16 protein-coding genes are annotated in these 14,174 nt (G+C 64.9%); 4 read left to right on the top strand and 12 right to left on the bottom strand.

Features of this window, described 5'->3' with window-relative positions:
* Nucleotides 1-34: 34 nt before the first annotated feature.
* Nucleotides 35-640, bottom strand: a complete 606-nt coding sequence (locus Sa4125_RS03210) for a YqgE/AlgH family protein (protein WP_224003613.1) — start codon at nt 638-640, stop codon at nt 35-37.
* 218 nt (nt 641-858) lie between these two features.
* Here Sa4125_RS03210 and Sa4125_RS03205 point away from each other — a divergent pair, with 218 nt between their 5' ends.
* The gene (locus Sa4125_RS03205; RefSeq protein WP_224003611.1) at nt 859-1,683 is read left to right on the top strand and encodes a protein-disulfide reductase DsbD domain-containing protein; all 825 of its coding nucleotides are present in this window, start codon (nt 859-861) and stop codon (nt 1,681-1,683) included.
* Nucleotides 1,684-1,872: 189 nt separating this feature from the next.
* Nucleotides 1,873-2,358 carry a peroxiredoxin gene (locus tag Sa4125_RS03200; RefSeq protein WP_224003609.1) on the top strand — a complete coding sequence of 162 codons (486 nt, stop codon included), beginning with the start codon at nt 1,873-1,875 and terminating at the stop codon, nt 2,356-2,358.
* A gap of 159 nt (nt 2,359-2,517) precedes the next feature.
* On the opposite strand, the gene rnhA is transcribed toward Sa4125_RS03200, so the two are convergent.
* The 11 genes from rnhA to coxB all read right to left on the bottom strand — a co-directional run bounded on the left by rnhA (nt 2,518) and on the right by coxB (nt 11,707).
* Nucleotides 2,518-2,982, bottom strand: a complete 465-nt coding sequence (gene rnhA, locus Sa4125_RS03195; protein ID WP_224003600.1) for a ribonuclease HI — start codon at nt 2,980-2,982, stop codon at nt 2,518-2,520.
* The gene (locus tag Sa4125_RS03190; protein WP_224003598.1) at nt 2,979-3,953 is read right to left on the bottom strand and encodes a homoserine kinase; all 975 of its coding nucleotides are present in this window, start codon (nt 3,951-3,953) and stop codon (nt 2,979-2,981) included. Before Sa4125_RS03190 ends, rnhA begins: the two co-directional genes overlap by 4 nt.
* 3 nt (nt 3,954-3,956) lie before the next feature.
* Nucleotides 3,957-4,997 carry a 4-hydroxy-3-methylbut-2-enyl diphosphate reductase gene (ispH, locus tag Sa4125_RS03185; RefSeq protein WP_224003596.1) on the bottom strand — a complete coding sequence of 347 codons (1,041 nt, stop codon included), beginning with the start codon at nt 4,995-4,997 and terminating at the stop codon, nt 3,957-3,959.
* A 73-nt stretch (nt 4,998-5,070) separates the two neighbouring features.
* The gene (locus Sa4125_RS03180; protein WP_224003595.1) at nt 5,071-5,859 is read right to left on the bottom strand and encodes an SURF1 family protein; all 789 of its coding nucleotides are present in this window, start codon (nt 5,857-5,859) and stop codon (nt 5,071-5,073) included.
* Complete coding sequence (locus Sa4125_RS03175) at nt 5,843-6,235, bottom strand: DUF983 domain-containing protein (RefSeq protein ID WP_224003593.1); 393 nt, start codon at nt 6,233-6,235, stop codon at nt 5,843-5,845. Before Sa4125_RS03175 ends, Sa4125_RS03180 begins: the two co-directional genes overlap by 17 nt.
* A 78-nt stretch (nt 6,236-6,313) precedes the next feature.
* Nucleotides 6,314-7,195: a cytochrome c oxidase subunit 3 gene (locus Sa4125_RS03170; RefSeq protein WP_224003591.1), complete on the bottom strand. Its 882-nt coding sequence runs from the start codon at nt 7,193-7,195 to the stop codon at nt 6,314-6,316.
* Between the two features lie 89 nt (nt 7,196-7,284).
* On the bottom strand, nt 7,285-7,893 hold the full coding sequence (locus Sa4125_RS03165; RefSeq protein ID WP_224003589.1) for a cytochrome c oxidase assembly protein: 609 nt from the start codon (nt 7,891-7,893) through the stop codon (nt 7,285-7,287).
* 2 nt (nt 7,894-7,895) lie between these two features.
* Nucleotides 7,896-8,030: a hypothetical protein gene (locus Sa4125_RS24150; RefSeq protein ID WP_267461354.1), complete on the bottom strand. Its 135-nt coding sequence runs from the start codon at nt 8,028-8,030 to the stop codon at nt 7,896-7,898.
* 1 nt (nt 8,031) lies between these two features.
* Complete coding sequence (gene cyoE / locus Sa4125_RS03160; RefSeq protein WP_224003587.1) at nt 8,032-8,982, bottom strand: heme o synthase; 951 nt, start codon at nt 8,980-8,982, stop codon at nt 8,032-8,034.
* 157 nt (nt 8,983-9,139) lie between these two features.
* A complete protein-coding gene (gene ctaD / locus Sa4125_RS03155) occupies nt 9,140-10,741 on the bottom strand; it encodes a cytochrome c oxidase subunit I (protein WP_224003585.1) in 1,602 nt (533 codons plus the stop codon).
* Between the two features lie 24 nt (nt 10,742-10,765).
* A complete protein-coding gene (gene coxB, locus Sa4125_RS03150; RefSeq protein WP_224003583.1) occupies nt 10,766-11,707 on the bottom strand; it encodes a cytochrome c oxidase subunit II in 942 nt (313 codons plus the stop codon).
* A gap of 381 nt (nt 11,708-12,088) precedes the next feature.
* Here coxB and Sa4125_RS03145 point away from each other — a divergent pair, with 381 nt between their 5' ends.
* Both Sa4125_RS03145 and tldD read left to right on the top strand, forming a co-directional pair.
* Nucleotides 12,089-12,601, top strand: a complete 513-nt coding sequence (locus Sa4125_RS03145; RefSeq protein ID WP_224007483.1) for an invasion associated locus B family protein — start codon at nt 12,089-12,091, stop codon at nt 12,599-12,601.
* Nucleotides 12,602-12,717: 116 nt separating this feature from the next.
* Entirely contained in the window at nt 12,718-14,133 is a 1,416-nt protein-coding gene (tldD, locus tag Sa4125_RS03140) for a metalloprotease TldD (RefSeq protein ID WP_224003581.1), read from the top strand.
* Nucleotides 14,134-14,174 lie beyond the last annotated feature (41 nt).

Here is a 14,174-nt window from a genome sequence, read left to right as displayed (position 1 = left end):
GCATGGGCAAGCTGGCAGGCGACGGCGCGCGGCGTCAGGCGTGGCCGGCCTCGCTGTTGAGGAAGGCCGGATCGACGCCGAGAAGAGCCAGAGCGCGGGAGTATTTGCCGTCGAGCTCGGGCGCGAACATCACGCCGAAGTCGGCCTCGCAGGTCAGCCATCCATTGGCGGCGATCTCGGCCTCGAGCTGGCCCTCGCCCCATCCGGCATAGCCGAGGGCCATCATCGCCGAGGTCGGGCCGATCCCCGCCGATATCGCTTTGAGGATGTCGAGCGTCGGGGTCAGAGATACCCGGTCGGTCACCGCGACGGTGGATTCGGAATCGTAGTCGTCGGAATGCAGGACGAAGCCGCGACCGCGTTCGACCGGCCCGCCCATGCAGACCGAAACCTCGCGCCCCTTGGCGGGAAGACGGATCTCGTCCTCGTCGGCGACGATGCCGAGCTGCGTCAGCAAGGCGCCGAAGCTGATCTCCTGCGCCTTGTTGATGATGAAGCCCATGGCGCCCTTGGGAGAATGCGCGCAGATATAGACGACGCTCCGCGCAAAGCGCTCGTCCTCCATGCCGGGCATGGCGATGAGAAAATGTCCCTCGAGCGAGGGTTGGCTCTTGTCAGCTCGATCTTTCATCGCGTCCATGACCAAAAGATAGAGTTTCACCGGGCGGTTGTCACCGGCGCCGCACCATTGGGCGGCATCGAATGAGGCAGATCAAGGGCCGGTCGGTGCTGTCGCGCATTTTTGAGTAGCGCCGGCTACAAGGGTAGGCTAGCGGCAGCCGGGTGCTCGGCGCCCGCCCGTCCGAACGACCCGGGCGATGGCAATCGGCGAATGCCGGCACCGTCTGGAAGGAACGCATGTTCGCTGCTTTTCGACTGAAGCATCTCCCGCTGGCGTTTGCTGCCCTTGCCGGACTCGCGGCGCATGCCTCTGCGCAGGAAAGCGTGTCTGACCGTTTCGCCAGCGAAGCCGTCGTCCTGACGCTTGTGGCGGAGGAGCCGGATGCCGCCGGTGCCGTCCGCGCGGCCCTGCGCATCGATCTCGCACCGGGCTGGAAGACCTACTGGCTCGATCCCGGCGATGCCGGCATTGCGCCGATGGTGGATGTCTCGCAGAGCCAAAACGCGGTCGCCGACACGCTTTCTTTTCCCGCGCCGCGCCGATTTGGCGACGAGTCCGGCAGCTCCAACGGATATGTGCAGCCGATGGCGATCGCCATCCGGATGCACGCCCCCCTAGCCCGAGAGGAAACGGTGGTGCGGGCAAAGGTGTTCATCGGCGTCTGCCGCGACATCTGCATTCCCGTCGCGGCCGATCTCGCCACGGTCCCCCGCTCGGATGCCGGGTCGGTCGTTGCTGCCGCCTTCGACGCCTTGCCGGCCGCCGGCGATGGGCAGTCCGGTATCACGGACGCGGCGCTGTCAGCCGATGGTGCAACCCTCAGCGTCACGGCGAACTGGCGTGGAACGGACACGCCCGACCTCTTCGTCGCCGGCCCCCAGGGCTGGTCCTTCGGCACGCCGACGTCCGCCGAGCGCGTCGGCAACCGCATCGCGTTCACGCTGCCCGTCCGCTCGAAGCCCCGGCGTGCCGCAACGACCCCACCGACCCTCGACATGGTGATGACGGCCGGCGCGAGCGCGGTGGAGGCACGCGCCGTCATCCCCGGCCGGCTGCCCTAGACGCCGGGCAAAAGTGGGATCCGGCTTTCGCAAGGTCCAACGCGGCAAAGCAGGACCCAGCATTTCCGGCGATTTCGATAAATCGCCCGAAACGCTGCAGACCTCGACGTGCGCACGTTCCTGACTATCTCTCGTCTTGCAAGATTTCTCAGCGCGGCCCCGCACCGCCAGTAACCGGAACAGACCGACATGACGATTTCCATTGGCGACAAGCTTCCCAACGCCGTCCTGAAGACGCGCACGGAAGACGGCCCGACCGATATCTCGACCGCAGAGATCTTCGACGGCAAAAAGGTCGTCCTCTTCGCGGTTCCCGGCGCTTTCACCCCGACCTGCTCGATGAACCACCTGCCGGGTTTTCTCGATCTCAATGACGAGATCCGCGCCAAGGGCGTCGACACCATCGCGGTCGTCGCCGTCAACGACGTGTTCGTCATGAACGCATGGTCGAAGGCCAACGACGCCGAGGGCAAGATCCTCTTCCTCGCCGACGGCAACGCCGAATTCACGCGCGCCGTGGGCCTCGACATGGACCTGACTGTCGCCGGTCTCGGCGTTCGCTCCAAGCGCTATTCGATGATCGTCGACAACGGTGTCGTCACCGCTCTCAACGTCGAGGATTCGCCGGGCCAGGCCAACAAATCGGCCGCCGGCGCGCTGCTCGAGCAGCTCTGACAGGCAGCGCCGACATCGATGCGATAGACGGATATGAGGCCGCCTCGGGCAACCCGGGCGGCCTCTTTGTATCCGCCCCTGATGGGCCGGATCGACCCGCCTCGGGAGCGGCCGCTGGCGCCAGGTGCAGGCGACCGGAGAAGACCGGCGCGCGAAGAATCAACCGGCGGGGCTCGTCCGGGACCGCTTGAACGGCGCCATCGCCAGCCGGGCGAGTTCGTCACAGCGCTCGTTCTCGGGGTGGCCGGCATGTCCCTTCACCCAGTGGAAGGCGACGTCGTGAATCTCCCGGGCGGCGTCGAGGCGTTGCCAGAGCTCGGCGTTCTTCACGGGCTTCCTGTCGGCCGTCTTCCAGCCATTGCGCTTCCAGCCATGAATCCACTTGGTGATGCCGTCGCGCAGATATTGCGAGTCGGAATGCAGATCGACCGGCACGGGGCGCTTCAGCGAGCCCAGCGCCTCGATCGCGGCCAGCAGCTCCATGCGGTTGTTGGTGGTCAGCGCTTCGCCGCCCGAGAGTTCCTTCGTCGTCCCGTCATAGCGCAGGATCGCGCCCCAGCCGCCCGGCCCCGGATTGCCCGAACAGGCGCCATCGGTGAAGATCTCGACGCGGGGCAAGGTCATGCAGTCTCCGTTTCGATGCCGTAGTCGGCAGCGCTCGCCACGCTCCGGTGAAAGCGCAGCTTCTTCAGATACTCTTTAGGGTCCTTCTTCGTGACGAAGGAGCCTTCGGGCGTGTTCAGCCAGTCGTAGAGCCGCGTCAGCAGAAAGCGCATGGCGGCGCCGCGCGCCAGCATAGGCAGCGCCGCGATCTCCGCGTCCGACAGCTGCCGCACCGAGCGGTAGCCCTCGATCATCGCCCTCCCCTTCGTGACGTTGAAGGCGCCGTCCGGCTCGAAGCACCAGGCGCAGAGGCCGATGGCGAGATCGTAGGAGAGAATGTCGTTGCAGGCGAAATAGAAGTCGATGAGGCCCGACAGGTCGCCGGCGAGGAAGAAGACGTTGTCGGGGAAGAGGTCGGCGTGGATGACACCGGTCGGCAGGTCCGTCGGCCAGCCGGCTTCGAGCACGGCGAGCTCGGCCGCGATCTCGGCGGCAAGGCCCGGCTCGACGCGGTCTGCCGCCTCGCCGCAGGCCTCGGCAAGCGGGCGCCAGGCGTCGACGGTCAGCGCATTGGGGCGGCGCAAGGGGAAATCGGCCGCGGCCGCGTGCATCCCTGCCATGGCGACACCGACGGCGCGGCAGTGGGAGACGGCGGGTCGGCGCGTCCACATCCCTTCCAGAAAGGTGAACACCGCCGCTGGGCGACCGACAAGTTCGCCGAGACGTTCACCGTCGCTGCGCGGCACCGGCAGCGGACAGGAAAGACCGCGGCTGGCGAGGTGTTCCATCAGGCCGATGAAGAAGGGCAGGTCGCCCCGCTCGACGCGCTTTTCGTAGAGCGTGAGGATGAAGCTGCCGGCTTCGGTGTGGATCAAAAAGTTCGAGTTCTCGACGCCTTCGGCGATGCCCTTGTAGCTGAGGAGCATGCCGACGTCGTAGTCGGCGAGGAAGCGCGCCAGATCGGTTTCCGAGACATCGGTGTAGACGGCCATGGATCAGGCCCCGCCGAAGGCGACGAGGGGGCGGTTGTCGCCGTTGACGAAGGCCATGTCGGCATTGGTGAGAGGAGTGTCGCGCAGGCTTCGCATGACCGGGAAGTTCTCGTTTTCCTCGGCCGTGCGCACCAGTTCGATGCGGACGTCGAAGCGCGCGCGAAAGGCATCGATGATCTCGTCGACGACGATCTCCGGCGCCGAAGCACCCGCCGACATGGCGATCGTCGAGCCCTCGCCGATGATTGCCCAGGGGATGTCGGTCGCCCGCTGGACGAGATGGCCGGCCAGTGCACCCGCGCGCGTCGCCACCTCGACGAGGCGCATCGAGTTCGACGAGTTCGGTGCGCCGACGATGAGGAAGACGTCGGCGCCGGGCGCCGCGGCTTTCACCGCCTCCTGACGATTGGTCGTGGCGTAGCAGATCGATTCGGACGAGGGCGCGGCCATGTCGGGAAATCTCGCCATCAGCGCGTCGACGATGCCGGCGGTATCGTCGACCGACAGCGTCGTCTGCGTGACAAAGCCGAGCATCGCCGGATCGGCCGCGACCAGCCGTGCGACATCGTCCTCGCTTTCGATCAGCGTTGCCGCGCCCGGCGGCAGCTGACCCATGGTGCCGATGACTTCCGGGTGACCGCGGTGACCGATCAGGAGCACGTGACGGCCGCGCTTGACGTGCAGCATGGCTTGCTTGTGAACCTTCGACACGAGCGGACAGGTCGCATCGAGATAGAGGAGTTCGCGCTCCGTCGCCTCGGCCGGCACCGATTTCGGCACGCCATGGGCAGAGAAGACCACCGGCTGGCCGTCGGGCGGCACGTCGGAGAGTTCCTTGACGAAGACCGCGCCGAGCGTCTCCAGTCCTTCGACGACGTAACGGTTGTGGACGATCTCGTGCCGAACATAGACCGGCGCGCCGTATTTCTTCAGGGCAAGCACCACGATCTGGATCGCCCGGTCGACGCCGGCACAGAAGCCGCGCGGCTCACACAGGCGGATGGTGAGCTTCGGCAGGGATGACGGCTGGCTGGTCTGGAGCAAGGCGCTCTCCGTTCGGCGCGGGCGTCGGATGGCTGCGTCGTCGGGGCGAATGAAGGGATCAGGACCCCTCCTGTCAACCCTTGACGGGCGCCTCTTCCTCACCTTCGGGGCGCGGTCCGCGCAGAGACCGGACGATGAAGGAGACGAGCATCACGGCAAGCGTCAAGGCCAGACCGAACCAGGTGATGGCATAGGAGAGGTGGCTGTTCGGCAACTCGATGATCGTCGTCCCGCCCATGGGATAGCCGTCGGCTGCAGGACTCGGCCCGGCGTCGAGGAAGAAGGGCAGGAACGTCGCTCCGGCCGGGAGCGAAAGACCGGTCGTCATGTCGGGAAGGCTCTTCCAGAAGTAGACGTTCTGGACCGGGTCGTTGTCGGGCGCCGAGTCCGGCCTTTCGGCCGTCGGATTGCGGGCCAGACCCGTGACGCTGACAGGGCCTGAAGCCTTCTCCTCGCGCAGCGCGGGGTCCTTCAGGGCATAGGGCACGAAGCCGCGGTTGACGAAGAGCAGGCGGCCATCGGCGAGCTGCAGCGGCTCGTAGAGGTTCCAGCCGGCATTGCCCTGGAAGGTCGACAGAAAATACCGCGCCCCCTCGTGCAGGAATCTCCCCTCGACGCGCATCGGGACATATTCGACGTCGCTCGATGCGGCATAGCGTTTCTCGACCGCGCCGAGGGACTGTGGTTCGGCGTGGCGGCGGGCCTCGATGGAGGCGATCAGCGCCTCCTTCCAGACGAGGCGCTCAAGCTGCCAGGAGCCGAGCGTGCACAGCACCGCGATGCCGGCGAGGCAAGCTGCGATGGCGACCCAGAAGCGCAGGCGTCTATTCGGCCTTGCCGGCATGTCAGTTCTCGCCATCATTGCTCAGCCGCCCTTCCGCAGCGCGGTTCCGGTACTGCAGGCCGATCATCAGTCCTTTCAGGAGGCGCAGGAGCGGCAGGCAGAGGATCAGCGTCAGCGGTAGCCAGAGCAGAAAATGCACCCAGAACGGCGGGGTCCAGCTGACCTCGACCCAGAGCGCCAGTCCGACGACGATAAAACCGATGATGAGGATGACGAAGACTGCCGGTCCGTCGCCGGAATCGATGAAGGCATAGTCGAGACCGCATTCCGGGCAACCCGGGCGCAGCGAGAGATAGCCCTTGAAAAGCTTTCCTTCGCCGCAGCGCGGGCAGCGATTGCGCATCGTCATCCGGGCCGCGCTCACGGGCGCAGAGAGCGTTTCGTCTTCGGCCATGACGAGAGGTTCCTCAAATGAAGAAGGCGGCCGCAGGATGCGCCGCCTTCTTCGAAATCCTGATGTCGGTGTCGAGGGCTATTCGACGTGGATCACCGCGCCCCAGCTGCCCCAGATATAGATGGAGAAGAAGAGGAACAGCCAGACCACATCGACGAAGTGCCAGTACCAGGCGGCCGCCTCGAAGCCGAAATGCCGCTGAGGCGTGAACTGGCCCGACGCTGCGCGAATCAGACAGACCAACAGGAAGATCGTCCCGACGATGACGTGGAAGCCGTGGAAGCCGGTCGCCATGTAGAAGGTCGAGCCGTAGATCGAGCCGGCGAAGGCGAAGGGTGCGTGGGCATATTCATAATACTGGACGTAGGAGAAGATCAGGCCGAGTACGACCGTTGCGGAGAGGCCCATGATGAGCCCCCTGCGATCGTTGTGCAGAAGGGCATGGTGCGCCCAGGTGACGGTGGTGCCCGACAGAAGCAGCGTGATCGTGTTGAACAGAGGCAGGTGAAGCGGGTCGAGCGACTCGATGCCAACCGGCGGCCACTGGCCCCCCATCGCTTCCACACGCGCCGCCTGGATCGCCTCGTTCGGGTAGAGGCTGGCGTCGAAGAAGGCCCAGAACCAGGCGACGAAGAACATCACCTCGGAGGCGATGAACATGATCATGCCGTAGCGCAGGTGCATCGACACGACGCGGGTGTGGGCGCCCTCCTGCCCTTCCTTTATCGTGTCCGACCACCATGCAAACATCACGTACAGGACGAGGGCGAAGCCGATGAAGAAGATCCACGGCGTGGCGAGATCGACGCCGAAAACCAGGAACTGCTGATCGGCGTGCTGGCGCATCCAACCGACGGCGCCAAAGAACATGATCAGCGAGCCGAGCGAGGCGAGGAAAGGCCAGGGACTGGGATCGATGATGTGGTAGTCGTGCTGCTTGCCGTGAGTGGTGTCGGCCATTCGTTCTATCCCCGGTCTTCCATGCCTTCGTGACGTCTATACGGGTTCGCGCCCGAGCTCCAGCATTCTCGCCCCATCAATGTGAGGCTTTACAGTTTGTCGTTCGCCTTCACGGACGAAGGTGCCTCGGCGACCGGAGCGGGCTTGTCCTCGCGGAAGAAGGTGTAGGACAGCGTGATCGCCGGCGCGTCCTTCAATTCTTCGGTCTCCAGCATGGCAGGATCGACGAAGAACACGATCGGCATCTCGCGGCTCTCGCCGGGCTCGAGCGTCTGATCGGTGAAGCAGAAGCATGAAATCTTGTTGAAGTAGCTTCCCGCCGTGATCGGCGTCACATTGTAGGTCGCCTGCGCCGTGATGCGCTCGTTCGACAGGTTCTTGACGAAATAGCTGGTCTGCTGGACTTCGCCGAGCCGCACGACGACCTCGCGCTCCATCGGCTTGAAGGACCAGGGAACCGACGGCGAGGCATTGGCATCGAATCGCACCGCGACCTTGCGGTCGATGATGCGCGTCGGCGCCGCATCGGCGCGCTGGGTCGTTCCGCCGTAGCCTGTCACCTGGCAGAACATCTGGTAGAGCGGCACCGCTGCATAGGCTGCCCCGACCATTCCGCAGGCGAAGGCGAGGCAGGCGACGGCGATCGTGGTATCGCGGCGGCGGACCTGCGCACTGCGCAGAGGCCGAGTGTCCGGCATTGTCAGCTCCCCATCTTGGTAATGGTGACGACGTAGAAGAGGACGACGAGGGCGGCCAGAAACACGCCGATCGCAATCGACCGGTTGCGCCGGGCCCGCGCCTCGCGTTCGGTCAGCGTGATGCGCTCGTTGCTCATGTCAAAGCCCTCCGGCCGTTGTCAGGCGGGCGACAAGGCCCTCGACCAGCAGAATGCCGAAAAGCGAGAACAGATAGGCGATCGAGAAGCCGAAGAGGCGCTTGGCCGGCAGCATCTTCTCGTCGCCGTCGGCCATGCGGTAGGTCTGCCAGGCGAGATAGACGAAATAGGCGCCGAGGAGCACCGAGGCGATCCCGTAGACGGGGCCGGCAAAGCCCATCGCAAACGGCAGAAAGCCGACGGGCACGAGAATCAGGGAATAGACGAAGATCTGGAACCGCGTGGCGGTCTCGCCCGCAACGTTCGGGAGCATCGGTACGCCCGCCGCCGCATAGTCCTTCATCTTGAACATGGCGAGCGCCCAGAAATGCGGCGGCGTCCAGAGGAAAATGATGAGGAAGAGGATGGCGCTCTCCATCGAGACACCACCGGTGACGCAGGCCCAGCCGATCATTGGCGGGAAGGCGCCGGCAGCGCCGCCGATGACGATGTTCTGCGGCGTCCAGCGCTTCAGCACCATCGTGTAGACGACGGCATAGAAGAAGATGGTGAAGGCGAGGAAGGCGGCGGCGAACCAATTCAGCGCCAGGCCCAGCATGCAGACCGACAGGAGCGACATGGCAAGACCGAAGGCCAGTGCCGTCTCTGGTGCGATGCGCCCCGCCGGTACGGGCCGGGTCGCGGTGCGCCCCATGACGGCGTCGATATCGGCGTCATACCACATGTTCAGCGCGCCGGACGCGCCGGCGCCGAGTGCGATCGACAGGATGGCGATGAAGGCGAGCGCGGGATTGATCGGGCCGGGCGCGAGGACCAATCCGGTGATCGCGGTGAGAACGACCAGCGACATGACCCGCGGTTTCAACAGCGCGAAGAAGTCGCCGGGCTCGGCGAGGCTGATGCCGCTGCGGTCGCCGGAAACGTCCAATTCGGTGATGTCGACTGCGCTCACTTGAAACCTCGGGCATTCCCGCCCTGACCTCCCAAGCGCCCGTCGAGGCCGCCCGGATGGCGTAAGGCATCGGACCGACTTGGCGCCGGCCGCTTTTCAGGAAGACGATCCCGATTGCCGGGATCGTCCTTTCGTTTGGCGTCCGCTTGGCGTCGGCCTAGCGGATGCGCGGCAGCTGTTCCCACTGATGGAACGGCGGCGGCGACGACAGCTGCCACTCGAGAGTAGTCGCGCCGGTACCCCATGGGTTGCTGCCGGCGATCCGCTTTTTGGCGAAGGCTTCGTAGACGCCGAACAGGAAGATGAGAACTGCGATGCCCGACAGGTAAGACCCCATCGACGAAACGTAGTTCCAGCCCGCATACGCGTCGGGATAGTCGGCATACCGGCGTGGCATGCCCTGAGCGCCGAGGAAGTGCTGCGGAAAGAAGACGAGGTTCACGCCGACGAAGGTGACGTAGAAATGAATCTTGCCGATCGTCTCGTTGTACATGTAGCCGGTCATTTTGGGGAACCAGTAGTACCAGCCGGCAAAGATGGCGAAAACGGCGCCGAGCGACAGCACGTAGTGGAAGTGGGCGACGACGTAGTAGGTGTCGTGCAGGACGCGGTCCATGCCGGCATTGGCGAGCTTCACGCCGGTGACGCCGCCGAGCGTGAACAGGAAGATGAAGCCAATCGCCCAGAGCATCGGCGTCTTGAAGGAGATCGACCCGCCCCACATCGTCGCGATCCAGGAGAACACCTTGATGCCCGTCGGGATGGCGATGACCATGGTGGCGAAGACGAAGTAGCGCTGCGTGTTGAGCGAGATGCCCGTGGTGTACATGTGGTGCGCCCACACCACGAAGCCGACGACGCCGATGGCGACCATGGCGTAGGCCATGCCGAGATAGCCGAAGATCGGCTTCTTGGAGAAGGTCGAGATGATGTGGCTGATGATGCCGAAGCCGGGCAGGATCAGGATGTACACTTCGGGATGGCCGAAGAACCAGAAGAGGTGCTGGTAGAGGATCGGGTCGCCGCCGCCGGATGCCGTGAAGAACGTCGTCCCGAAGTTGCGGTCGGTGAGCAGCATGGTGATCGCACCGGCCAGAACCGGCAGCGACAGGAGCAGCAGGAAGGCGGTGACGAGCACCGACCAGGCAAAGAGCGGCATCTTGTGCAGCGTCATGCCGGGGGCGCGCATGTTGAGGATGGTGGTGATGAAGTTGATCGCGCCGAGGATCGAGGAAGCGCCGGCGATATGCAGTGCGAAGATGGCGAGATCGACGGCCGGGCCGGGATGCCCCGATGTCGAGAGTGGCGGATACATCGTCCAGCCGGTGCCGGCACCGTTCGAGCCCGGAGCGCCCTCGACGAACATCGAGAGGATCAGGAGCAGGAGGGCGGGAACGAGCAGCCAGAACGAGATGTTGTTGAGGCGCGGAAAGGCCATGTCCGGCGCGCCGATCATGATCGGCACCATCCAGTTGGCGAAGCCGCCGATCAGAGCGGGCATGACCGTGAAGAAGATCATGATCAGGCCGTGGCCGGTGACGAAGACGTTGTACATGGCCGGGTCGCCGAAGATCTGCATCCCCGGCTCCTGGAGCTCCATGCGCACCGCGATCGACAGGGCGCCGCCGAGAATGCCCGAGCAGATCGCGAAGATCAGGTAGAGCGTCCCGATATCCTTGTGGTTCGTCGAATAGACCCAGCGCGTCCAACCGGAGGGCCGGTGGTCGTCATGGGCGTCGTGGGCGGCCTCGTAAGCCATTGGATTCTCCTTCAAGCCTGACGATTACCGACCAGCGACCGCGACGGCGCCTGCGGACTGGATGGAAGCGACAAGCGCCTGGTTGGCGGCAGCGACGTCGGCTGCAGCAGCGGCACGCCAGGTGGCGAACTGCTCCTTCGAGACGACGCGGACGGCGATCGGCATGAACGCATGGTTGAGCCCGCACAGTTCGGAGCACTGCCCGTAGAAAAGACCCTCGCGGTTCGCCGAGAACCAGTACTCGTTGTTGCGCCCTGGGACGGCATCGACCTTCACGCCCATCGAGGGAATGGCAAAGGAGTGGATCACGTCCCCGGAGGTGGCGAGAATGCGGATCACCGTGTCGACGGGGACGACCATCTCGTTGTCGACGGCCAGAAGACGGGGATACTCGCCCATGTCTTCCTTGCCCGATCCGGGCCTGTCGGTTTCCGACAGCATGTAGGAATCAAACGTCACGGGCTCTGCCGCGGGCGCGGCCTCCGTCGCGGCGGCGGCGGCGACGGGCGGGGCTGACGGATCGACGTCGCCTTCCTGGTATTCATAGCCCCAATACCACTGGAACCCGGTGGCCTTGATCGTCAACTCGGGCGGGCTCGGCGGATTGTACTGCTCGGTCAGGAGCTGGAACGACGGAATGGCGAGGCAGAGCAGCACCAGCACCGGCGCCACGGTCCAGATCACCTCGATCGTGGTGTTGTGGCTCGTGCGCGACGCGACGGGGTTGCGCCGCTCGTTGTAGCGGTAGGCGACCCAGGCCAGCAGAGCCGCGACGAGGATGGTGATCGGGATGATGAAGGCGAGAACGTAGTTGCTGAACCAGTGGATATTGGCCTCGACCGGAGACAGCGCCTCCTGCAGATCGATGTGCCAGTCGTGCGGTTGCCCGGCACGCACCCCGTCCTGGGCAAAAGCGGCAAGGCCGCTGACGGACACGGCCGCCGCCGCGATCATGGTTCTCTTCACACTGCTCTCCCTGTCGCGGACGCACCGGCCTGCGGCAATCCAGTCGGACATTCCCGCAGCGCTGCAATGGCAACGCGCGCTTGGAATGCACCGACGTCTCTAGCCTGAACCTTGGAGGGTTCAAACCACGAAAACGCTTGTTCTGCAACATTTCCAAACTAGAGGCGGCTTGCGACATTTTCGCTATGCTCGCCGTCCTAATGTCCGTCACCGGCCGGGGGTCGCGAGGTTCTGCGGGATAGCGCTACCGGCCCAATCACCGCAACGCGATCGAATTCGTGACAGGACCCCGCGATTGTGCCACGATTTATGTCGTTTAACCATTTGTTTTCCATGTCTGCCACACAGTGGCTTCGTTCTGATTCGGGTGAGACGATGATCATGAAGACGAAGTCGGCGTTGGCCGCAGCCATTCTGGCAATTCTTGCCGGCGCGGCGACACCGGCTTTGGCCCAGTCGGGGGCGACCGGCACGGTCAAGTCGCAGCACGGTGCCTGGGCCGTCGTCTGCGACCGGCCGGCGGGAGCGCCGGGCGACCAGTGCGCCCTCCTGCAGAATGTCGTGGCGGAAGACCGGCCCGAGGTCGGGCTCTCCGTCGTGGCGCTGAAGACCGCCGACGGTAAGGCGCGGATCCTGCGGATCCTGGCGCCGCTCGGAATTCTTCTCCCCAATGGCCTCGGGCTATATGTCGACGGCAAGGACATCGGCCGGGCGCAGTTCGTGCGCTGCTTCTCGGACGGATGCTATGCCGAGGTGATCCTGGAAGAGACCTTGCTGACGACGCTGTCGACCGGCAAGAGCGCGACATTCATCGTCTTCCAGACGCCGGAAGAGGGCATCGGCATTCCCGTCGACCTGAACGGTTTTGGCGCGGGCTTCGCCGCCCTCCCTTGAACCGTCACCACCGGGGCGCGACGCCAGAACAGGGTTCTTGAAGTCTCCTGCGCATTGAGACCGGCCGCGCCAGCGCCTATGTCTGACGCTCGTCCCCTTGAGATTGGATAGCCGTCATGACCGCATCGCTGATCGAGCGCTTCGACCTTTCCCGCGCCGGCATCGACCGCATTTTGGGCGACGCGCTCTCGGGCGCCGACGACGGGGAATTGTTCCTCGAATACCGCGAGCAGGAATCGCTCACCTTCGACAATGGCCGGTTGAAGATGGGCAACTTCAACACCGAGCAGGGGTTCGGTCTCCGGGTCGTCGCCGGCGAGGCGGTGGGCTTCGCCCATGCCGGGGATCTCTCGGAGGCGGCACTGTCGCGCGCGGCCCAGGCCGTGACGGCGGTGAAGTCAGGCCATCACGGCACCTATGCCGACGCGCCGCAGCGGACCAACCAGAAGCTTTACGGCGAGGAGAACCCCATTCCCTCGCCCGGTTTCGAGGCGAAGGTGAAGCTGCTGCAGGACATCGACGCCTATCTCCGGGACAAGGGCGATTGCGTGCGCCAGGTCTCGGTGACGCTCGGCTCGCAATGGCAGAATGTCGAGATTCTGAGAGCGGACGGACAACTCGTCCGGGATATCCGCCCCCTCGTGCGAATCAATGTCTCGGTCGTCGCCGGCCGCGGCGACAGGCAGGAGTCCGGCTCCTTCGGCGCCGGGGGGCGCACCGGCTTCGGCGAGTTCTTCGTGACCGGGAACTGGAAGCAGATCGCCGACGAAGCGTTGCGGCAGGCGATGGTCAATCTCGACGCGGTCCCGGCACCGGCGGGCGCCTTCGACATCGTGCTCGGTGCCGGCTGGCCCGGCGTCATGCTGCACGAGGCGGTCGGACACGGGCTCGAAGGTGACTTCAACCGCAAGAAGACCTCGGCCTTTTCAGGTCTTCTCGGCACACAGGTCGCTGCGAAGGGCGTCACCGTCGTCGACGACGGCACGATTGCCGAAAAGCGTGGCTCGCTCACCATCGACGACGAGGGAACGGCCACGAACCGCACCGTCCTCATCGAGGACGGCAAGCTCGTCGCCTACATGCAGGATCGCCAGAATGCGCGACTGATGGGCATGGCGCCGACCGGCAACGGCCGCCGCCAATCCTACCAGCATGCCCCGATGCCACGAATGACGAACACCATGATGCTCGCCGGCGACAAGACGCCCGAGGAGATCATCGCCTCGGTCAAGGACGGGATCTACGCCGTGGCCTTCGGTGGCGGCCAGGTGGACATCACTTCGGGAAAATTCGTCTTCGGCTGCACCGAGGCCTACCGCATCCGCGACGGCAAGGTGGGCGAGGCGCTGAAAGGCGCCATGCTGATCGGCAACGGCCCCGAGGCGATGCACCGGGTGTCGATGATCGGCAACGATCTGGCGCTCGACACCGGCATCGGCATGTGCGGCAAGGCAGGCCAGGGTGTTCCGGTCGGCGTCGGCCAGCCCCACTTGCGGATGGACCAGATCACGGTCGGCGGCACCGAGGCCTGAGGCGATTTCGCTCCACTTGGCTTTTTGTCCTGGTGGGGCCA

Origin of the sequence: Aureimonas sp. SA4125, assembly GCF_019973775.1 — a bacterium.
Classification (GTDB): domain Bacteria; phylum Pseudomonadota; class Alphaproteobacteria; order Rhizobiales; family Rhizobiaceae; genus Plantimonas.
This window is presented reverse-complemented; position numbering and strand designations above follow the sequence as displayed.

Coding starts and splice junctions, on each gene's coding strand:
- Sa4125_RS03210 (WP_224003613.1), bottom strand. CDS start 640: ATGGACGCGATGAAAGATCGAGCTGACAAGAGCCAACCCTCGCTCGAG.
- Sa4125_RS03205 (WP_224003611.1), top strand. CDS start 859: ATGTTCGCTGCTTTTCGACTGAAGCATCTCCCGCTGGCGTTTGCTGCC.
- Sa4125_RS03200 (WP_224003609.1), top strand. CDS start 1,873: ATGACGATTTCCATTGGCGACAAGCTTCCCAACGCCGTCCTGAAGACG.
- rnhA (WP_224003600.1), bottom strand. CDS start 2,982: ATGACCTTGCCCCGCGTCGAGATCTTCACCGATGGCGCCTGTTCGGGC.
- Sa4125_RS03190 (WP_224003598.1), bottom strand. CDS start 3,953: ATGGCCGTCTACACCGATGTCTCGGAAACCGATCTGGCGCGCTTCCTC.
- Sa4125_RS03180 (WP_224003595.1), bottom strand. CDS start 5,859: ATGATGGCGAGAACTGACATGCCGGCAAGGCCGAATAGACGCCTGCGC.
- Sa4125_RS03175 (WP_224003593.1), bottom strand. CDS start 6,235: ATGGCCGAAGACGAAACGCTCTCTGCGCCCGTGAGCGCGGCCCGGATG.
- Sa4125_RS03170 (WP_224003591.1), bottom strand. CDS start 7,195: ATGGCCGACACCACTCACGGCAAGCAGCACGACTACCACATCATCGAT.
- Sa4125_RS03165 (WP_224003589.1), bottom strand. CDS start 7,893: ATGCCGGACACTCGGCCTCTGCGCAGTGCGCAGGTCCGCCGCCGCGAT.
- Sa4125_RS24150 (WP_267461354.1), bottom strand. CDS start 8,030: ATGAGCAACGAGCGCATCACGCTGACCGAACGCGAGGCGCGGGCCCGG.
- ctaD (WP_224003585.1), bottom strand. CDS start 10,741: ATGGCTTACGAGGCCGCCCACGACGCCCATGACGACCACCGGCCCTCC.
- Sa4125_RS03145 (WP_224007483.1), top strand. CDS start 12,089: ATGAAGACGAAGTCGGCGTTGGCCGCAGCCATTCTGGCAATTCTTGCC.
- tldD (WP_224003581.1), top strand. CDS start 12,718: ATGACCGCATCGCTGATCGAGCGCTTCGACCTTTCCCGCGCCGGCATC.